The following is an 18,446-nucleotide window of genomic DNA, read 5'->3' on the forward strand; positions in this document are numbered from 1 at the left end:
CCCGGTGAGGCAGCCGGCGTCTCGCGTCAGAGCACGGCCGAGAGGAAGTCCCTGGTCCGCTGCTCCTGCGGGTTGCTGAAGATCTGCTCGGGGGTGCCCTCCTCGACGATGCGCCCGCTGTCGAACATGAGCACCCGGTTCGACACGTCCCGCGCGAACTGCATCTCGTGTGTCACGATCAGCATCGTCACGTCCGTCTCGCGGGCGATGTCGCGCAGGATGTTCAGCACCTCGCCGACCACTTCGGGGTCAAGCGCGCTGGTGACCTCGTCGAGCAGCAGGATCTCGGGCTCCATGGCCAGTGCGCGCGCGATCGCCACGCGCTGCTGCTGTCCGCCGGAGAGCTGCGTCGGGTGCGCGTTCTCCTTGTCGGGGAGCCCCACCTTCTCCAGCAGAGCCCGCCCTCGCTCGATCGCATCGGTCTTCGACAGCCCCAGCACATGCACCGGAGCCTCGATGATGTTCTCGATCACGGTCATGTTCGGGAACAGGTTGAACTGCTGGAACACCATGCCGATGCGCTTGCGCATCTCGTTCTTGTGCTTCTCCTTCAGCTCGACCCGCTTGCCGTCCTTCTCGTAGTGAGTGAGCGGCTTGCCGTCGATGAGGATGTATCCCTCGTTCGCCTCCTCCAGCGTCATGACGAGCCGCAGGATCGTGGTCTTGCCCGAGCCACTCGGCCCGATCAGGGTCACACGGTCCCCGCGGCGCACAGTGAAGTCGAGGTCGTGCAGCACGACATGGTCGCCGAAGCGCTTCTCGACCTTGTCGAAGCGGATGGCGGGGACATCGCCGTCGTTGAGTGTGATGGCGCCGGTGTGGGTGTCAGGCGTTTCGGGCAAGACGTTTCTCCAATCGACCGATGAGCAGGGAGGTCGGGTAGCTCGCGGCGAGGAACAGGATGCCGGCGAGAGTGATTGCTTCGACATAGCGGAAGTGATCGCCACCGTACTCCTGCGCGGTGGCCACCATGTCGGCGACGAAGATGACCGATACGAACGGCGTCTCCTTGAACATCGAGATGACGTAGTTCCCCAGCGCGGGAACTGTTGCCCGCACTGCCTGCGGGATGATCACCGCCGTCCAGGTGCGGCGAGGTGACATCGACAGCGCCGTCGCAGCCTCCCACTGTCCGGGGGCGATCGATTCGATTCCGGCCCGATACACCTCGGCCATGTAGGTGGCGTAGTGAACACCGAAGATCACGATGCCGATGATCATCGGCGGGATCTGGATGCCGAGAGCGAGCAGGCCGTACAGGCCGAACAGCAGCTGGACCACGAGCGGCGTCATCCGGATGAAATTCATCACGAACGTGACCACCCCGGCGACGGCGCGCGGAGCGGTGCGCCGGATCAGCGCGATGATCAGGCCGAGCACGGCCGCGATCGCGCTGCCGGCGATCGTGAGGACGAGCGTGACTGTGAGGAAGGTCCACAGCATGTCGGGCAGCACGGCCCATGCGTGATCCCAGTTCCAGGGGAAGGAGTCGTCGGACATCACACCGCCCCCTCACGCTTGGCATCGTCGGCTGCGACGGCATCCGGATCGGCGACGGCGTCGGGCGTCGCGACCGCGTCGCGCCACCGCGTGCTCTGGCCGAGCCGGTGCTTGGCCCGCGCTTCGAGCGCGTTCATGATGAGAGACAGCAGATATGCGATCACGAAGTAGATGATGAGGCCGAGCGTGTAGGCGAAGAACACGTCCGTCTGAATGCGCAGCTTGTTCAGCTCGGCTGTCAGATCGACGATCGTGATCAGGTAGACGACGGCGGTGCCCTTCAGCAGCTGGATGAGCAGGTTGTTCAGCGAGGGGATCATGAGCGCCCAGGCCTGCGGGAAGATCACCCGCCACATGCGCTGGGTGCGCGACATGCTGAGCGCCGTCGTCGCCTCCCATTGGCCGGCCGGGACCGCGTTGATCGAACCGCGCACGACCTCTGCGCCGTATGCGCCGTAGTTCAGGCCGAGCGCGAGGACACCGGTGAACACGGCCGGCAACTCGATGTTGAACGGCGGCAGCGGCAGCACGAAGAAGAAGAAGAACAGCTGCACGAGCAGCGACGTGCCGCGGAAGAACTCGATCACCACGCGAGCGAAGCCGCGGATCAGGATGTTGTCGAACCGGGCGAGGAGCCCGAGTGCGATGGCGATGATGAACGCCAGCAGGGCGCCGCCCACAGTGAGCTCGAGGGTGATGAGAAGCCCGTCGAGGATCTGGGGCAGCGCCCGCTGGAGCGCTTCGAGGTTGTCAGCCACTGAGAGAGATGGACTCAGCCGAGCTCACCGGCGCAGAGCTGTTCGGTGGTGAGGTCCGCCGGGGGCAGGTTCTCCGCGGTGAAGCCGAACGGCTCGACCAGGTCGAGATAGGTCTGCTCGTCGCCCGTGATCTTCGCGAGCTCCTCGTTGTACGCCTCGAGCAGTTCGGTGTCGTCCTGGCGGAACACCGTCGCACCGGCGCCGATCTGCTCGACACCGTCGATCGTCTGCACGAAGGCCTCGGTGGTCTCGAGGTCGTCCATGTCCTCGGTCATCCAGTTAAGCGAGACCGCAGTCAGAGCGAACGCATCCGCGAGGCCGGCCTGCACTGCCTCGAGGCCCGCGCTTGCGGAGTCGACCTCGACGGTGTTGGTGATTCCGAGATCCTTGGCGTAGCCGTCCTCGATCGCGCCGGACTGCACGGCGAGCTTGACGTCGCCTGCTTCAGCGACGGAGTCGAGGTCGGTGAGGTTCTTCGGGTTGCCCGCCGGGACCGCGAGGGTCGTGGTGTACATGATCTCGGGGTCGCTGAACGCGGCCTCGGCGCAGCGATCGGGAAGGATCGACATGCCGGCGCTCACGACGTCCCACCGGCCGGCGTTGAGGCCGGGGATGAGGTTGTCCCACGCGACTTCTTCGATCTCGATCTCGTCGATGCCGAGGCTGCTGAAGATCTCCTCGTGCATGGCGATCGTAGCTCCCGTGGGCTCGCCGTCCTCCACCCAGGAGTAGGGCTGCTCCGAGGCGATCGCGAGAGTGATCTTGCCCTCTTCCTGCGCCTTCTCGAGCGTGTTCATGCCTTCGGTGTCCTCGCCGCCGCCCGATGCGCATCCGGCCAGAAGGCCCAGGGTCAGGGTGCCGATCGCCGCAGTGGCGATGCCGATTCGTGTCGTTCTCCTGGTCATGATGTCCTCGCGTTCCGTATCGGGTTACGTTCTCGGGCGCGCCGTAGGGCGGCCTTCGACCGTGCCCCAGACTAAGGGAACCTGTCGGCCGATGTACAGTCAGACGCGCAGATTGTCGACACGTATACAAAAATGTGATCTTGAGGCAGACTGAATTGCCGGGTCGACTTCGCCATCCGGACGCGGAGGATCGACAATGAGATGTTCGCTGTTTCGCGCACGACAGGACGGCGACGGGCTGAAGGGATGCACATGGCCTCACACACTCCGCGCTCGGTGACCCCGATCTCGATGGTTCGCGTGGCGCGCCCGTCGACCGTCGACCTGATCACCGCAGAGCTGCGCAACGCCATCTTCACGGGCGCCCTTCCGGTGGGCAGCCCCATCGGCGAGGTCGAGATGTCGTCACAGCTCGGCGTCAGTCGCAGCCCGCTGCGGGAGTCCACGCAGCGCCTCGTGCAGGAGGGGCTGCTCACGGCATCCCCCGGCCGTGGCATGCGCGTCAGCGTCATCGGACCGGAGCACGTGGCCGATGTCTACGACGCCCGACTCGCGATCGAGGCGCAGGCGGCGCGCCTGATCATCAATGCCGGCGCTTCGGCGGTCATCGGCCCGCTCGAGCGCGCCTACGCGACGCTCGTCGAGGTCAGCAAGGGCGAGGATGCCGTCGCCATCGGCGATGCGGACATCGAGTTCCACCGGCTGCTCGTCGACTCGGCCGGCAGCAGGCGACTGAGTCACTACATGTCGACTCTGGTCATCGAGACGCGCATCGCCAGCTTCAGCGACCCGAACGGCTACACGGTGCGCCGTTCGATCTCGGAGACGTACCGACAGCTGCTCGACGCGCTCGCCGCGGGCGACACGTCGGCGGCGTTCTCCGCTCTCGAGCGGCAGTTCGCCGAGGCCGTCGCACGACTGACCGGCGTGGCTGAGAACATCGACACGGTCGAGCGCCCCGTCACCGAGGCGATCCCGACCATGACGCCGATCGAGTTCACCGAGGAGAGCTGACCCTTACTTCCTCGGCGACAGCACCAGCGTCTCGACAGTCGCCTCGTCGACGGCATCCGGCGTGTATGCCCAGACGGTCTGGATGCCGGCGGCCCAGTTGTCGGTCTGATCGACGTAGTGCGGGTGGAAGGCGTGGCCGGACGCACCGGTGAGGTGGTTCCACGATGAGGCATCGAAGTCCGCCAGGTCGATGACCATGCGCATCGAGGGCACAGTCGTGGTCGCGTAGGACTCGCCGATCATCCAGCCGGTGGCGTTGACGACGGATGCTCCGCCGCCGACCGGGTACGGACCACGGTTGAACAGAGCCTCGATCGGGGCGATGCCGGACGAGCCGAAAGTCTCGTTCGTCAGCGTGATGGCGTGCAGGCTGCCCCAGTTCCAGCGCGAGGAGACGTTTCCCTGCAGGGAGACGAGCTCGTCGTAGGCCTGCTCGGCAGAGAGGGCGAGCATCTCCTCCATGCCGGAGACATCGATCTGCTCGTTGGTCCACAGCGGGTCGGCAGGGTCGTCGAGCAGCGCGTCGACCACGGTGAACAGGCGCCCCTGGCTGTCGTACGGCAGCGGCTCCTCGCGGTTCGCGAACAGATTCAGTACCAGATTCGACCAGAGCACGTTGGCGTATGCCGCGGCGGGGGAGTCGGCGTTGTTCTGCGCGTCCCAGGTGCGCAGCAGCGCGACCGCCTCCTGCGGGCCCTTGCCTTCCACGTCGACGTCGCCCATGACGGTGGCGAGCTTCTTGCCGATCCACATCTCGTTGTCGTTCTGGATGTCGCGCAGGTCGGCGGCCGTGAGAGGGGCCGCGGCCGCCTTGCGCTCGATCAGGTGCGCGATGCGGGCGGCGCGGTAGCCGTAATCCCAGTCGCGCGAGAGGAAGTGGTCGTAGTCGTCCGTGACGATCGCGTTGTTCGCCGTGACGATGTAGCCGGAGCTCGGGTTGTACGCCACCGGCAGCTCTTCGAAGGGGATGTAGTCGGTCCAGTCGTACGCGCTGTCCCAGCCCGGCTGCGGCAGCCAGCCGTCGCCCGCGCCGCGGATCGGCAGTCGGCCCGGCGCCTGATACCCGATGTTGCCGTCGACGTCGGCATAGATGAGATTCTGCGCGGGGACGTCGAAGAGGGATGCCGCTTTGCGGAAGCCGTCGAAGTCCTGCGCGACGTTCATCGCGAAGAGGGCCTGCGCGGTGGTGCCGGGATCGAGAGCCGTCCAGCGCAGGCTCACGGCGTAGTCGCCCGACATGCCGGCCGCGGCATCCGTCTCGCCCTGGCGGATGTCGGTGTCGTCCGCCCAGACCTCACCCTCGGCGATCGCGGTGAAGTCGTCGGTGAGTCCGGAGATGATCGGGCCGTGCACGGTGGATCGGATCGTGAGGTCGATGTCGTCGCCGCCCGCCACCTCGATCGTCTCCTCGCGGATCTCGAGCGGCTCGAGAGCGCCGTCACGCCAGTACTGGTCGCCGTCGACCCTCTCGACGTACAGATCCGCCACGTCGGTGGTGAGGTTCGTGAAGCCCCATGCGATCCGGTCGTTGTGGCCGATCACGACGCCCGGCATGCCGGAGAACGAGAAGCCGCTGACATCGAAAGGGCACTCTTCGCTGACCGTCGAGCAGCGCAGCTGCACCTGGTACCAGACGCTCGGCAGGGCTGCCCCGAGGTGCGGATCGTTGGCGAGCAGCGGCATCCCGCTCTCGGTGAGCTCGCCGGAGACGACCCACGAGTTCGATCCGATGCCCTCGCCTGCGTCGCCGAGGAGCATGCCGGCGGCCTCGATGACGGTGTCGGCCTCGGCCCACTCGACCGTCGTGACGGCGTTCTGGATTCCGTCGCCGTCGCCGGGGTCGGTGAGGGATGCCGTGGCGGCATCCGTTCCCGCATCGACGGCGGGGACCGTGGAGATCTTCGGGACGATGACGGGGTTCTCGTCGAACGGGTAGGCGGGGTAGAGCTGTTCCAGGAGGTCGAGGCTGTCGTCGGGCGCTGTGGCGTCCCCGGTCTCCGCGACGAGGATCGCCCGCTCGATCTCGTCCTCGATGTTGGTGCGGAGATCCCAGGCCATGGCCTTGAGCCAGGCGACGGAATCCGCCGGCTCCCACGGCTCGATCTCGTAGTCGGGGTTCTGCATGCCGAGAACGGCATATTCGAGAGAGGCCGCGGCGCCGTCGTGCTCGGTGAGGTAGGCGTTCACGCCGTCGGCGTAGGACTGGTAGTACGCCAGACTCGTGTCGTCGAGCGCCTCGACCTCCTGCTCGGCGATGTCGCGCCACCCGAGCGTGCGCAGGAACATGTCGGTCGCCGCCTGGGACTCGCCGAACATCTCCGAAACGCGGCCGCTGGTGACGTGCCGGCGGAAGTCCATCTCGAAGAAGCGGTCCTGCGCGTGCACGTAACCCTGGGCATAGAACAGGTCGGCGGAGGAGTCGGCGGTGATGGTCGGCACCCCCAGCGCGTCGCGCTGCACGGTTACCTGCGACTGCAGACCGTCGACCTGGAGCTCGCCCGACGTCTGCGGGAAGGAGCGCTGGATCGTCCAGACGACGAAGAACGCGGCCGCGACCGCGATGACTGTGAGTCCGGCGACGACGAGGAAGGCGATCCGCCCGATTCTGGCACCCAGGCGCGGGCGGGCAGGGTCAACGGGTTCGGTCGTCATGACACAGCTTTCAGGGTCGGCAGTGGGATTCGGTCTCACCGCATCCCGGAGCGCGTTTCGGGTCCGCGCCCTGGAAGCCTAACCGATCAGGGGATTCCCGGCCCGGAGACATGTGGATGACCGCGTGAGCCGGACGATCCCCAAAGTGTCAGGGACGCCGGAGCAGGGGGCGGCCTCAGTCGGTGCCGGAGTCGAACGCGGCACCTTCGGACGCCGTGTCGACGGCATGGGTGAGCTTCTCGTCCGTGTCGGAGACCGAGCCCTCGACGCGATCCGTGATCTCGGATGCCTCGCCGGCCGTGACGCGTCCGACGAGCTCGCCGGTGGCGCCGCCGACGAGGCCCAGGCCGGCGTACTGCTCGAGGCGCGAGCGCGAGTCGGCGATGTCGAGGTTGCGCATGGTGAGCTGTCCGATGCGGTCGACCGGGCCGAACGCGGCGTCGCCGACGCGCTCCATGGAGAGCTTCTCGGGGCCGTACGACAGGTTCGGGCTGGTGGTGTCGAGGATCGTCCAGTCGTCGCCGCGACGCAGGCGGATCGTGACAGAGCCGGAGATCGTCAGGCCCACCCAGCGCTGGATCGACTCGCGCAGCATGAGCGACTGCGGCTCGAGCCAGCGGCCCTCGTACATGAGGCGGCCCAGGCGCCGGCCCTGCTCGTGGTAGGTCGCGAGGGTGTCCTCGTTGAGGATGCCGTTGACCAGTCGCTCGTACGCGATGAACAGCAGCGCCATGGCCGGAGCCTCGTAGATGCCGCGGGACTTCGCCTCGATGATGCGGTTCTCGATCTGGTCGCTCATGCCGAGGCCGTGGCGCCCGCCGATCGTGTTCGCCTCCTGCACCAGCGCCACGGGGTCGCTGTACTCGACGCCGTTGATGGCCACGGGGCGGCCGCCCTCGAACGTGACGGTGACGTCCTCGGACTCGATCGCGACCGAAGGATCCCAGAACTTCACGCCCATGATCGGGTCGACGGTCTCGAGCGAGACGTCCAGGTGCTCGAGGGTCTTCGCCTCGTGCGTGGCACCCCAGATGTTGGCGTCGGTCGAATAGGCCTTCTCGGCGGAGTCGCGGTAGGGGAAGCCGTGCGCGACGAGCCATTCGCTCATCTCCTGGCGTCCGCCGAGCTCGGTGACGAAGTCTGCGTCGAGCCAGGGCTTGTAGACGCGCAGGCGCGGGTTGGCGAGCAGGCCGTAGCGGTAGAACCGCTCGATGTCGTTGCCCTTGTAGGTGGAGCCGTCGCCCCAGATGTCGACGCCATCCTCCTTCATGGCGCGCACGAGCATGGTGCCGGTGACGGCGCGGCCCAGGGGTGTGGTGTTGAAGTAGGTCTTGCCGCCGGAGCGGATGTGGAACGCGCCGCACTGCAGCGCGACCAGGCCCTCTTCGACGAGTGCCGTCTTGCAGTCGATCAGACGCGAGGCCTCGGCGCCGTACTCGAGCGCACGGCCGGGGATCGACTCGATGTCGTCCTCGTCGTACTGCCCGAGATCGCCCGTGTAGGTATAGGGCACAGCACCCTTGTCGCGCATCCATGCGACGGCGACGGAGGTGTCGAGACCTCCGGAGAATGCGATGCCGACGCGCTCGCCGACGGGGAGGGACTGCAGGACCTTGGACATGCCCTCCAGTCTATCGGCGCGCGGCGTGTCGCCCTGCGGACTGGGGTCAGGGGGAGGCGAGCTCTCCCTGCGGAGCATCGGCGTCCACCATTCCGCGGAGGAACCGGATCACCGCCGCGCGGTCTTCGGTGCTGATCGCAGCGACAGAGGAGAACCGCCTGGCGTGCTGGCGCCCGATCGTGTCATGGGCGGATCTCCGGGTGGCCGCCGTCACTTCCAGGCAGGTGGTGCGGCGGTCCTTCGGATGCGGCACGCGAATGACGTGGCCTCCCGCGACGAGCCGGTCGACGAGTTTCGTCGTCGACGCGCTGGAGATCCCGACTTCTCGCGCGATGTCCTTCGGCGTGACGAGCAGGTCCTGATCCTCTGCGCGGATCATCATCCGGATCGCTCGCATGTCGCTCTCGTTGAGCTTCATGTAGCGATTGGATGCCTCCGACAGTGCCCGCGATGCGACCTGCCACTCCCGCAGCGCCTCGAGGACGCGGTAGCACTGGTCGATGTCTGCGTCCGAGAGGCCGGTGCGGTCGATGAGATCGGAATCCGTTGCGAAGTACCGGATCTCTTTCTCTTCGCCCCGCCCTCGCGTCGACTCGTGCATGATGACATCCTAGCTGTTACGCTAGGCATAATGTTTGCCAGGCGAGAGAAAAGGAGCATTTCGGGTGGAGATGGTCATTCTGGTCGACGACCACGGTGAAGCCGTCGGGACGCAGAGCAAGGAAAGCGTGCACGGCACGACAACGCCTCGGCATCTCGCGTTCTCCTGCCACATCGTCGACAACGCCGGCCGGGTGCTCGTGACTCGCCGGGCTCTTGCCAAGCGCACCTGGCCGGGAGTGTGGACGAACGCGGTGTGCGGGCATCCCGGTCCGGGGGAGCCGCTGGAGCAGGCAGTGCGCCGCCGGGCGGCGTTCGAGCTCGGCTCGGAGGTGTCTGACGTCGTCTGCGTCATCCCCGACTTCGGTTACTCCGCCCGCGATGCATCCGGCATCGAGGAGAACGAGCACTGCCCAGTGTTCGTCGCGAGGACCGCATCCCCCGTCGCACCGAACCCCGACGAAGTCGCCGAGTTCCAGTGGACAACGCCGTCGGCGCTGACCGCGGCCGTGGACGCGGCGCCGTGGGCGTTCAGCCCCTGGCTCGTCGCCCACCTGGACGAGCTCGCGCCGCACCTGGAGCGCATGACCGAGAACACCCATGTCTGAGATGGCCATTGCCACCGCGCATCTCGCGCCCACCTTCGACGCGCGCCTCGGCGAGCTGCTGGCAGCGGCGCGAGCGCGGGCGCGATCCTTCTCTCCGCCCTTCGAGCAGCTGTGGGAATCCCTCGAGCACATCGCACGTGGAGGCAAGCGGGTCCGGCCGCGAATGCTGATCGACGCCTACGCGGCCCTGGGCGGTACCGACGAGCGGGCAGCGATCGACGCGGCCTGTGCCGTGGAACTGCTGCACATCGCCCTGGTCATCCACGACGACGTGATCGACCGGGACCTGACCCGTCGAGGCGAGCTGAACATCACGGGCAGGTTCGCGACGGATGCGATGCTGCGCAGCGCCGAACGCGACGCCGCACGCGCGTGGGGTGAGGCATCCTCCATCCTCGCCGGCGACCTCATGCTCACGATGGCACACTCGATCCTCGCCCGGATGGACGTCGAGACGGAACGACGAGACGCGATGCTCGACGTCTTCGAGGATGCCGTGTACGAGAGCGCGGCGGGTGAGCACCGTGACGTGTGGCTCAGCCTGCATCTCGATGACGCCGGCCCGGACGAGGTGCTGAGGGTGGCGGAGCAGAAGACCGCCGCGTACTCGTTCCAGGCGCCGCTCGCTCTGGCGGCGATCCTCGCCGGCTCTGCAGAGCCGGTCGTCGCCCAGCTTGCCGAGATCGCACGGCGCATCGGGGTGATCTATCAGCTGCGCGACGACGTCCTCGGCCTGTTCGGCGACGAGCGGCTCACCGGGAAATCGACGCTCGGCGATCTGCGAGAGGGAAAGGAGACCCTCCTCGTCGCATACGCGCGCTCCGGGACCGGGTGGGCCGATGTCGCACCCTTGTTCGGAGACGAGCAACTCGACGAGATCGGCGGTCAGCGGCTTCGCCGGGTGATCGAGGAGTCGGGCGCGCTCGCCGCCGTCGAATCCGTCATCGCCGAACGCTGTGAAGATGTCCACCGGCTGATCAGGGACGCGCACGTCCCAGCGGCCCTGAGGGAACAGCTGGCGGCGTTGACCCACGCCTGCGGCTCGCGGGAATCATGAGCGACACGGGGATCGGCCTCTACAACGCGACCGCGAAGGCCAGCGCCTCGACGGTCATCCGCCGCTATTCGACGTCGTTCGGATGGGCGAGCAGACTCCTCGCCGCTCCCATGCGCGGGCATGTCGCGCACATCTACGCGCTCGTGCGTCTCGCCGACGAGCTCGTTGACGGGCCGGCCGAGAGCGCCGGCGTGGATGCCGCCACCTGTGGCATCCTGCTCGATGAACTCGAGGCCGACACTGCACGGGCACTCGAGCTGGGGTTCAGCACCAATCTCATCGTGCACGCGTTCGCGCTGACCGCTCGTGAGCACGGGATCGGCGTGGACCTGTGCCGGCCGTTCTTCGCATCGATGCGGAGAGATCTCGGCGATGCCACGTTCGACGAAGCCGGACTCGACGAGTACATCTACGGCTCGGCCGAGGTGGTGGGTCTGATGTGCCTCGCGGTGTTCGAGGCGGGCAGGGTGAGAGGGGAGGACGAGCGCCGCGTCCTGAGCGACGGCGCTCGTCGCCTGGGCGCCGCCTTCCAGAAGGTCAACTTCCTGCGCGACTTCGCCGAGGATCGCGACGAGCTGGGACGCGCATACTTCCCCGGCACGGCGAAGGAGCTCACGGAAGAGGCGAAGGATGAGATCGTCCGGTCCATCAGAGAAGACCTGTGTGCGGCGGATGCCGCCATCCCCCTGCTGACGAGAGCGTGCCGCCCGGCTGTCTGGGCCGCGCAGGCGATGTTCCGCGAGCTCACCGACCGCATCGAGTCGACGCCCGCATCCGTCGTGGCGCACGGCCGCGTTCGCGTGCCCGATCCCGTCAAGGCGCGCATCCTGATGCAGGCCATGGGAATGAAGGCCGCACGGTGAGGGGATCGCGCGTCGTCGTGATCGGCGGAGGCGTCAGCGGGCTCGCCGCAGCCTGCCTGCTCGCCCGTGACGGGCACCGTGTGACCGTACTCGAGAAGAACAACGGGTTCGGCGGCAGGGCGGGGTCGTGGCAGCAGGACGGGTTCACCTTCGACACGGGTCCGTCGTGGTACCTCATGCCCGAGGTGTTCGACCACTTCTACCGGATGATGGGCACGTCGACGGCGGAGCAGCTCGACCTGGTATCCCTCCAGCCCGGCTACCGCGTCTACCCGGAGCCGTCTGGCGACGTGCCCGGTGCGCCCACCGACGTGACGACAGGAACGGAGGTCGCCGCCGCACTGTTCGAGGAGCGGGAGCCTGGCGCGGGCATTCGCGTGCGCCGCTACCTCGCCTCTGCGACGAAGACATACCGCGCGGCCGTGCGCTCGTTCCTGTACAACCCGTTCTCCTCGCCGAGGAGCTTCCTGGCGAAGGAGGTGCTCCTTGCCGCCCCGGCGGTCGTGCCGCTGCTTGCGCGCCGCCTTTGGTCATTCGTCGCCAGGCGGTTCGACGATCGGATGCTGCGCCAGATCCTCGGCTACCCGGCGGTGTTCCTCGGCACCTCGCCCTTCGAGGCGCCCGCGCTGTACCACCTGATGAGCCACATGGACCTGGTGGACGGCGTGCAATACCCGCTCGGCGGATTCCGCTCCTTCGTGACCTCGCTCACCGACATCGCCGACGCCCAGGGCGTGGAGCTGATCGCCGACAGCGATGTGGTGGGGATCTCCAGCGCCGACGGCGCCGTCCGCGAGGTCGAGTACCTGCGCGACGGCCGGACGCACCGGCTGCCGGCGGACATGGTCGTCTCGACGATCGACGAGCACCATACCGAGACCGTCCTGCTCGCGCCGACGGACCGCTCGTACTCGCCGAAGCGGTGGGACCGGCAGGTCTCCGGTCCGAGCGCCGTGCTGGTCATGCTCGGCGTGAAAGGATCACTGCCCGAGCTTCTGCACCACACCCTGCTCTTCTCTGACGACTGGCACGACAACTTCGATGCGATCTTCGGCGGTGACAAGCGCGTGCCCGCGACGCCGTCACTCTACGTGTGCAAGCCCAGTGCGACAGATGCGGCGGTGGCGCCCGAAGGGCACGAGAACCTCTTCGTCCTCGTACCGCTGCCGCCGGATCCCGGATTCGGACGCGGGGGGATCGGGGGATTCGGCGATGCAGCCGTCGAGGCCGTCGCCGATCGGGCGATCGCCCAGATCGCAGAGTGGGCAGGAATCCCGGATCTCGCCCTGCGCGTCGTGGTGCGCCGCACCGTCGGCCCCGCCGATTTCGCCACGCAGTTCAACAGCTTCCGCGGCACGGCACTCGGACCCGCGCACGTCCTCGGCCAGAGTGCGTTCTTCCGGGGCGTCAACCGATCCAAGAGGGTCGACGGCCTGTTCTATGCCGGCGCGACGACAGTGCCGGGCGTCGGCCTGCCGATGTGCCTGATCAGCGCCGAACTGGTGCTCAAGCTCGTACGCGGCGATCACGCTCCAGGGCCCGCGGAGGTGCGATGAACGCCGTCTACGCCGCATCCCTCCTGGTCAGCGCGGCCTGCCTCGTGCTGCTGGACGTGCGGTTCGCGCTGGTGTTCCGCCGCCGGCCGGTCGCGGCGACCGTCACGATGGTCGTGGGGGTGCTGTTCTTCATCGCCTGGGATGCCGTCGGCATCGGCTTCGGCGTGTTCCGGCACGTCGACTCGCACTGGGCGACCGGGCTGCTGCTCGCACCGGAGTTTCCCGTCGAGGAGCTGGTGTTCCTCATCTTCCTCAGCTACCTCACTCTCATCTGCCTGAGCGGCTGGCAGCGGTGGCGGGAGAGGTCGGCGCGGCGATGACCTACCTGCTCTTCTCCCTTCCGTTCGTCGCTGTCGGCCTCGCGGTGTTCCTCGTCGGTGCGCTGCACAGCCGCCGCCGTGGCACGGGTCGTGCGTACCTCGGCTCGTGCGGCGCTGCGACCGTGATGCTGCTCGTGCTCACCGCGGTGTTCGACAACGTCATGATCGCGGCGGGATTCTTCGACTACGCGGACACCGGGATCTCCGGCATCCGACTCGGGCTCATGCCCGTCGAGGACTTGCTGTACCCGATCGCCGGTGCTCTGCTGCTCGCCGGCGTGTGGCAGTCGGCGGGCGGGAACCGTGACGCGGCGGAGAAGGGGATCGAGGCCCCCGATGCCTGAGCGTCCGTCCGTCCTCCGCGCCCTGTTCATCGCCTCGCGGCCGTTGAGCTGGATCAACACTGCCTTCCCGTTCGCCGCCGCCTACTACCTCTCGACCGGACGCATCGATGCGGCGCTCGTCATCGGCACGGTGTTCTTCCTGGTGCCGTACAACCTCGCGATGTACGGCGTGAACGACGTTTTCGACTACGAGTCCGATCTCGCCAATCCGCGCAAGGGCGGGGCGGAGGGGGCGAAACTCCCGCCCGACATCCATCGCGCGACTCTGCTCGCCTCCGGCATCCTCGTGGCGGTCTTCACCGTCGCGCTCGTGCTCCTCAGCGCGGACCGTCCGATGTCCTGGCTCGTGCTCGCGGTGAGCCTGTTCGCGGTGCTGGCGTACTCGGTGAAGGGGCTGCGGTTCAAGGAGATCCCGGTGCTCGACTCGATCACCTCGAGCACGCACTTCGTGTCGCCGGCGCTCTACGCCTTCGCGCTCGCCGGGACGACGATGACAGCGGCACTCATCGCCACGATGGTCGCGTTCTTCTGCTGGGGCATGGCCAGTCATGCGTTCGGCGCCGTGCAGGACATCGGTCCCGACCGCGAGGCGGGCATCGGCTCGATCGCGACGGTGTTCGGCGCGAAGGCCACGGTGCGGAGCGCGGTCGGCCTCTGGGCGGTCGCCGGACTGCTGATGCTGCTCGTGCCATGGCCCGCGAGCCTTGCCGCGCTCGCCGCCATCCCTTACATCGTCATCGTGGCGCCCTACCTGAACGTCGACGACATCCGTTCGGCGACCGCGAACCGCGCCTGGCGGCGCTTCCTCGCGATCAACTACGCCGTCGGCTTCGCGATCACGATGCTGCTCATCCTCTGCACGATGGAAGGAATGTTCTCGTGACCCGTGTCCTCGTCACCGGTGCGACCGGCTACGTCGGCGGACGCTTGGTTCCCCAGCTGCTCGATGCCGGCTTCGACGTGAGCGTGTACGTCCGCTCAGCGTGGAAACTGCGCGACGTGCCCTGGCGGAGCCGGGTCAGGCTCTTCTCCGGAGACCTTTCCGATCCGATCGCGACCCGACGGGCGATGAGCGGAGTCGACGTCGCGTTCTATCTCGTCCACGCCATGAGCGCCGGCCGCGGGTTCCGCGCCGCCGAGAGGAAGACTGCCGAGACCTTCGCCGATGCCGCGTCCGCCTCGCGTGTGAACCGCATCGTGTACCTCGGCGGGCTGCATCCCGACACTGGCGTCCTGTCGGAACATCTCGCATCCCGTGCCGAGGTCGGCCGGGTGTTCATCGACTGCCCGGTACCTGCCATCGTCTTCCAGGCCGGGATCGTGATCGGGTCGGGGTCGGCGTCCTTCGAGATGATCCGGCACCTGACCGAGGTGCTGCCTTACATGCCCGCACCGCGCTGGGTGCGCAACCACGTGCAGCCCATCGCCATCCGCGACGTGCTGCGCTATCTCGTCCGCGCAGTCGACGTCGCGGAGACGCTCAACCGGACGTTCGACATCGGCGGACCCGACATCCTCCGGTACGGGCAGATGATGAACGGCTACGCGGTCGAAGCCGGCCTTCCGCAGCGTCACATCGCAGCTCTCCCCGTTCTCACGCCATGGCTCGCTTCGCAGTGGGTGAGTCTGGTGAGCCCGGTCCCGCGACAGATCGCGGTGCCGATCATCGCCTCGCTGCAGAACGACTGCGTGGTGACCGAGCACGACATCGACGCATACATCCCGCCGCCCGGTGAGGGGCTGCTTCCCTATCGCACCGCCGTGCGGTTGGCGCTGCGTCGCGAAGCCGACGGCGAGGTCGAGACCAGCTGGCAGAGCGCGACCGTGCCCGGCGCGCCCAGCGATCCGCTGCCGAGCGACCCGGACTGGGCGGGGCACACGGTCTTCACCGACCTGCGTGAGCGCAGGACCGCGGCATCCTCCGACGCCGTGTGGGACGTCGTCGAGGCGATCGGCGGCGAGAAGGGCTGGCACTCCTTCCCGCTGGCGTGGGCCGCTCGCGGGTGGATCGATCGGTTCGTCGGCGGGGTCGGCATGCGTCGCGGCCGCCGGCATCCCTCGCGGGTGAACAGCGGAGACGTCATCGATGTGTGGCGGGTGGAGTCCATCGAGCGCGGACGGATGCTGCGGCTGCGCGCCGAGATGAGGATGCCGGGCCGCGGCTGGCTGGAACTCGGAGTGGAGCCGAGCGAGAACGGAAGCACGTATCGCCAGCGTGCCGTGTACTTCCCCAAGGGCCTGAGCGGCCGGCTCTACTGGCTCGTGCTGCTCCCGTTCCACGGCATCATCTTCAACGGCATGGCCGCCAGCATCCTGCGCGAAGCGGAGCAGAAGGACGGAAAGGAGCGAGGACGATGAGCGCTGACATGAACGCGCGACCCCGGCGGGAGACCAAGCCGCCGGCGGCCACGGCCGTGCACGTGGAGGACGGCGCCGCCGTCCCCTCCGCCACGGCTGCGACGCAAGAGGGGGCGGAGCACGCCACGCGACCGATGGCCTACGACGCCATCCTGCTCTCCGGATTCGGTGGCCCCGAGGGCCAGGACGATGTGCTTCCGTTCCTCCGCAACGTCACCCGCGGTCGCGGCATCCCGGATGAACGGCTCGAGGAGGTGGCGCATCACTACCGCCACTTCGGCGGTGTCAGCCCGATCAACGGACAGAACCGCGAGCTGCTGCAGGCGCTGCGCGCGGCGCTCGCGGGCGAGGGGATCGACCTCCCCGTGTACTGGGGCAATCGCAACTGGGCGCCCTATCTCGACGAGGCGCTGGCCCAGGCAGCCGGCGACGGCATCCGCACGATGATCGCCGTTCCGACGAGCGCGTACTCCTCGTACTCCTCGTGCCGTCAGTACCGGGAGGACTGGGCCGACGCCCTCGAGGCGGCGGGCCTTCAGCAGGAACTGCAGATCGACAAAGTTCGGCAGTACTTCTCGCATCCCGGTTTCATCCGCCCGTTCGTCGACGGTCTGCGCGACGCGCTCGCCGCCGCGCGTCAGGCCGGCCACGACGACACCCGCATCGAGGTGCTGTTCTCGACGCACAGCATCCCTTCCGACGACGCCGCACTGTCGGGCGGCGAGCCCTTCGCCGGTCTCGACGGGGGAGGCTACGTCGCGCAGCACCTGGCCGTGGCACGCGAGGTCGTCGCCAAGACCGCGCCGGAGATCTCCTGGCAGCTCGTCTTCCAGTCGCGCTCGGGCCCGCCGTCGCAGCCGTGGCTCGAGCCCGACGTCAACGACACGATCGAGGCTCTGCGGGATCGCAGCGCCGTGATCGTCGTTCCGCTCGGGTTCGTGAGCGACCACATGGAGGTCATGTGGGATCTCGACACGGAGGCGCGCGAGACGGCGGAGGAGCACGGCCTGTGGTTCGCGCGCACTCCTACTCCTGGCACGCACCCCGCCTTCGTCGCGGCGCTCGTCGACCTGGTGCGGGAGCGGATCGGCGGAATCCCCGTCGAGCAGCGTCTGAACGAGACCGAGATCGGCCCGTGGTACGACGTGTGCCGGGGCGGATGCTGCGCGAACCCGCGCCTGGGCTTCAAGCCGGCCATCGCGGGGTTGCAGCCGTAGTCCGGGACGCCCCCGCTACGGTGGCTGCATGGGCGAGGCGATCCTGTGGGGCGCGGTCGCGGCGGCGCCGCTGCTCGTCGGGGCAGTGCTGGCGATGCTGCGGAAGTGGCCGCCGCGCCTGCTCGGCATCGTGCTCGGCTTCGGTGCCGGAGCACTGATGGCGTCGATCGCGTTCGCTGTGGACCGGCGTCGCTATCGTGTGCGCCCTCGCGACGATCGCCGGTTTCGCACTGGCGGATGCCGTCGGGGCCGAGTTCCAGGCCGGCGCGAGCGGCTTCGCGGCCGGGGCGCTGCTCGTCATGCTCGTGGACTCGATGGTGCCTGACGCGCAGTCCAAGGCGAAGGAGTCGACCGGCCTCGCCACCGTCCTTGGCTTCGCGCTCGCCGTAGGGCTTTCGCTGGCGTCCTGACGGCTAGACCAGCCGGACGTCGACGCCGAGCCTGGCGTACGTCGGTTCCGCACGCCGGTCGCAAGAAAGCAGAGGAATCCCGGCGGCCCTCGCGGCGAGACCGACGAGCCCGTCGTACGCCGCGCCTCCCGCGATTCCCGCTCGCACGAACGTCTTCGTCGAATGCAGGGCCTCCGCTGCCGGCAGCGCGACCGACTCGGGGAATGCGCGTTCCATGATCTCGGCTACTCGATCGGGCCGCAGCCGCGCGGAGCCGGGGAGCCGCGTCAGAACCGAGAACGTCTCGAACAGGGCGTGACCGGCCAAGCCGAGAACCGAGCCCGCCGCCGCTTCACTCACGGCCTCGTGCGCCGGGTCTGCATCGCGGATCAACGCAAGCGCGGCGCTCGTGTCGAGGAGCAGATCAGCGCTGGTCGGCAAGACGCAGCTCGCGGATGTCTTCGGGGGTGAGGACAGGGCCACCCGTGATCACGAGCCTGCCATCCTTCTCGATGACGTTGTCGTGGGTCTCGATCTCGATGCGGATGCCGGTGCCGTCCATGACGAGATCCACCGGTCCGGGAACCATCCCGAGGCGCTCTCTCAACGAGGCAGGAATGACTATCCGACCCGCCTTGTCCATGGTTGCCTTCATGCCATCACGATACCATTCGAATGGCACGT

At 67.8% G+C, this 18,446-nt stretch carries 20 protein-coding genes; 11 read left to right on the forward strand and 9 right to left on the reverse strand.

What is annotated here, in order from left to right:
- Positions 1-26 precede the first annotated feature (26 nt).
- Genes ehuA through IM776_RS00300 form a run of 4 tightly spaced genes read right to left on the reverse strand, consistent with a single transcriptional unit; the run spans position 27 to position 3,163 of the window.
- The gene (ehuA, locus tag IM776_RS00285; RefSeq protein WP_422730923.1) at positions 27-842 is read right to left on the reverse strand and encodes an ectoine/hydroxyectoine ABC transporter ATP-binding protein EhuA; all 816 of its coding nucleotides are present in this window, start codon (positions 840-842) and stop codon (positions 27-29) included.
- Positions 826-1,500, reverse strand: coding sequence for an ectoine/hydroxyectoine ABC transporter permease subunit EhuD (gene ehuD / locus IM776_RS00290; protein WP_194421116.1), 675 nt, complete (start codon positions 1,498-1,500; stop codon positions 826-828). The genes ehuA and ehuD overlap by 17 nt, the downstream gene beginning before the upstream one ends.
- The gene (gene ehuC, locus IM776_RS00295; protein WP_194421117.1) at positions 1,500-2,258 is read right to left on the reverse strand and encodes an ectoine/hydroxyectoine ABC transporter permease subunit EhuC; all 759 of its coding nucleotides are present in this window, start codon (positions 2,256-2,258) and stop codon (positions 1,500-1,502) included. Before ehuC ends, ehuD begins: the two co-directional genes overlap by 1 nt.
- Positions 2,259-2,272: 14 nt before the next feature.
- A complete protein-coding gene (locus IM776_RS00300) occupies positions 2,273-3,163 on the reverse strand; it encodes a transporter substrate-binding domain-containing protein (protein WP_194421118.1) in 891 nt (296 codons plus the stop codon).
- Positions 3,164-3,415: 252 nt separating this feature from the next.
- On the opposite strand from IM776_RS00300, the gene IM776_RS00305 reads away from it, so the two are divergent.
- Positions 3,416-4,177 carry a GntR family transcriptional regulator gene (locus IM776_RS00305; RefSeq protein WP_194421119.1) on the forward strand — a complete coding sequence of 254 codons (762 nt, stop codon included), beginning with the start codon at positions 3,416-3,418 and terminating at the stop codon, positions 4,175-4,177.
- 3 nt (positions 4,178-4,180) lie between these two features.
- Here the strand turns inward: IM776_RS00305 and IM776_RS00310 are convergent, their stop codons facing one another.
- The 3 genes from IM776_RS00310 to IM776_RS00320 form a co-directional block, all read right to left on the reverse strand.
- On the reverse strand, positions 4,181-6,829 hold the full coding sequence (locus IM776_RS00310) for a penicillin acylase family protein (protein ID WP_194421120.1): 2,649 nt from the start codon (positions 6,827-6,829) through the stop codon (positions 4,181-4,183).
- A gap of 175 nt (positions 6,830-7,004) precedes the next feature.
- On the reverse strand, positions 7,005-8,450 hold the full coding sequence (argG, locus tag IM776_RS00315; protein ID WP_194421121.1) for an argininosuccinate synthase: 1,446 nt from the start codon (positions 8,448-8,450) through the stop codon (positions 7,005-7,007).
- A 46-nt stretch (positions 8,451-8,496) separates the two neighbouring features.
- Entirely contained in the window at positions 8,497-9,051 is a 555-nt protein-coding gene (locus IM776_RS00320; protein ID WP_194421122.1) for a MarR family winged helix-turn-helix transcriptional regulator, read from the reverse strand.
- Between the two features lie 70 nt (positions 9,052-9,121).
- Here IM776_RS00320 and idi point away from each other — a divergent pair, with 70 nt between their 5' ends.
- From idi to IM776_RS15795, 10 genes are all read left to right on the forward strand, one after another.
- The gene (gene idi / locus IM776_RS00325) at positions 9,122-9,658 is read left to right on the forward strand and encodes an isopentenyl-diphosphate Delta-isomerase (protein WP_194422431.1); all 537 of its coding nucleotides are present in this window, start codon (positions 9,122-9,124) and stop codon (positions 9,656-9,658) included.
- Positions 9,651-10,715 (forward strand): polyprenyl synthetase family protein, encoded by a 1,065-nt coding sequence (locus tag IM776_RS00330; protein WP_194421123.1) that lies wholly within the window; start codon positions 9,651-9,653, stop codon positions 10,713-10,715. Before idi ends, IM776_RS00330 begins: the two co-directional genes overlap by 8 nt.
- Positions 10,712-11,578, forward strand: a complete 867-nt coding sequence (locus IM776_RS00335; protein WP_194421124.1) for a phytoene/squalene synthase family protein — start codon at positions 10,712-10,714, stop codon at positions 11,576-11,578. The genes IM776_RS00330 and IM776_RS00335 overlap by 4 nt, the downstream gene beginning before the upstream one ends.
- Entirely contained in the window at positions 11,575-13,134 is a 1,560-nt protein-coding gene (gene crtI, locus IM776_RS00340; RefSeq protein WP_194421125.1) for a phytoene desaturase family protein, read from the forward strand. Before IM776_RS00335 ends, crtI begins: the two co-directional genes overlap by 4 nt.
- On the forward strand, positions 13,131-13,454 hold the full coding sequence (locus IM776_RS00345) for a lycopene cyclase domain-containing protein (RefSeq protein WP_194421126.1): 324 nt from the start codon (positions 13,131-13,133) through the stop codon (positions 13,452-13,454). Before crtI ends, IM776_RS00345 begins: the two co-directional genes overlap by 4 nt.
- Positions 13,451-13,798: a lycopene cyclase domain-containing protein gene (locus IM776_RS00350; protein WP_194421127.1), complete on the forward strand. Its 348-nt coding sequence runs from the start codon at positions 13,451-13,453 to the stop codon at positions 13,796-13,798. The genes IM776_RS00345 and IM776_RS00350 overlap by 4 nt, the downstream gene beginning before the upstream one ends.
- The gene (locus tag IM776_RS15790; protein ID WP_228479818.1) at positions 13,791-14,681 is read left to right on the forward strand and encodes a prenyltransferase; all 891 of its coding nucleotides are present in this window, start codon (positions 13,791-13,793) and stop codon (positions 14,679-14,681) included. Before IM776_RS00350 ends, IM776_RS15790 begins: the two co-directional genes overlap by 8 nt.
- On the forward strand, positions 14,678-16,156 hold the full coding sequence (locus IM776_RS00355) for an SDR family oxidoreductase (RefSeq protein WP_228479820.1): 1,479 nt from the start codon (positions 14,678-14,680) through the stop codon (positions 16,154-16,156). The genes IM776_RS15790 and IM776_RS00355 overlap by 4 nt, the downstream gene beginning before the upstream one ends.
- Entirely contained in the window at positions 16,153-17,373 is a 1,221-nt protein-coding gene (locus IM776_RS00360) for a ferrochelatase (RefSeq protein WP_194421129.1), read from the forward strand. The genes IM776_RS00355 and IM776_RS00360 overlap by 4 nt, the downstream gene beginning before the upstream one ends.
- A 197-nt stretch (positions 17,374-17,570) precedes the next feature.
- Positions 17,571-17,783: a hypothetical protein gene (locus IM776_RS15795; RefSeq protein WP_228479822.1), complete on the forward strand. Its 213-nt coding sequence runs from the start codon at positions 17,571-17,573 to the stop codon at positions 17,781-17,783.
- A gap of 3 nt (positions 17,784-17,786) precedes the next feature.
- Here IM776_RS15795 and IM776_RS00370 read toward each other — a convergent pair whose 3' ends face one another.
- Together IM776_RS00370 and IM776_RS00375 are read right to left on the reverse strand one after the other, a co-directional pair.
- A complete protein-coding gene (locus IM776_RS00370; protein WP_194421130.1) occupies positions 17,787-18,203 on the reverse strand; it encodes a PIN domain-containing protein in 417 nt (138 codons plus the stop codon).
- Complete coding sequence (locus IM776_RS00375) at positions 18,187-18,417, reverse strand: AbrB/MazE/SpoVT family DNA-binding domain-containing protein (RefSeq protein WP_228479824.1); 231 nt, start codon at positions 18,415-18,417, stop codon at positions 18,187-18,189. Before IM776_RS00375 ends, IM776_RS00370 begins: the two co-directional genes overlap by 17 nt.
- Positions 18,418-18,446: the final 29 nt, after the last annotated feature.

Origin of the sequence: Microbacterium abyssi (assembly GCF_015277895.1) — a bacterium.
Taxonomy (GTDB): domain Bacteria; phylum Actinomycetota; class Actinomycetes; order Actinomycetales; family Microbacteriaceae; genus Microbacterium; species Microbacterium abyssi.

Excerpts from the sequence above, each read along its gene's own strand:
- IM776_RS00320 (WP_194421122.1), bottom strand. The coding sequence starts at position 9,051 with ATGCACGAGTCGACGCGAGGGCGGGGCGAAGAGAAAGAGATCCGGTAC.
- IM776_RS00330 (WP_194421123.1), top strand. The coding sequence starts at position 9,651 with ATGTCTGAGATGGCCATTGCCACCGCGCATCTCGCGCCCACCTTCGAC.
- IM776_RS00300 (WP_194421118.1), bottom strand. The coding sequence starts at position 3,163 with ATGACCAGGAGAACGACACGAATCGGCATCGCCACTGCGGCGATCGGC.
- IM776_RS00345 (WP_194421126.1), top strand. The coding sequence starts at position 13,131 with ATGAACGCCGTCTACGCCGCATCCCTCCTGGTCAGCGCGGCCTGCCTC.
- IM776_RS00335 (WP_194421124.1), top strand. The coding sequence starts at position 10,712 with ATGAGCGACACGGGGATCGGCCTCTACAACGCGACCGCGAAGGCCAGC.
- idi (WP_194422431.1), top strand. The coding sequence starts at position 9,122 with ATGGTCATTCTGGTCGACGACCACGGTGAAGCCGTCGGGACGCAGAGC.
- ehuD (WP_194421116.1), bottom strand. The coding sequence starts at position 1,500 with ATGTCCGACGACTCCTTCCCCTGGAACTGGGATCACGCATGGGCCGTG.
- IM776_RS00375 (WP_228479824.1), bottom strand. The coding sequence starts at position 18,417 with ATGAAGGCAACCATGGACAAGGCGGGTCGGATAGTCATTCCTGCCTCG.
- IM776_RS00305 (WP_194421119.1), top strand. The coding sequence starts at position 3,416 with ATGGCCTCACACACTCCGCGCTCGGTGACCCCGATCTCGATGGTTCGC.
- IM776_RS15790 (WP_228479818.1), top strand. The coding sequence starts at position 13,791 with ATGCCTGAGCGTCCGTCCGTCCTCCGCGCCCTGTTCATCGCCTCGCGG.
- IM776_RS00350 (WP_194421127.1), top strand. The coding sequence starts at position 13,451 with ATGACCTACCTGCTCTTCTCCCTTCCGTTCGTCGCTGTCGGCCTCGCG.
- argG (WP_194421121.1), bottom strand. The coding sequence starts at position 8,450 with ATGTCCAAGGTCCTGCAGTCCCTCCCCGTCGGCGAGCGCGTCGGCATC.
- IM776_RS00360 (WP_194421129.1), top strand. The coding sequence starts at position 16,153 with ATGAGCGCTGACATGAACGCGCGACCCCGGCGGGAGACCAAGCCGCCG.
- IM776_RS00310 (WP_194421120.1), bottom strand. The coding sequence starts at position 6,829 with ATGACGACCGAACCCGTTGACCCTGCCCGCCCGCGCCTGGGTGCCAGA.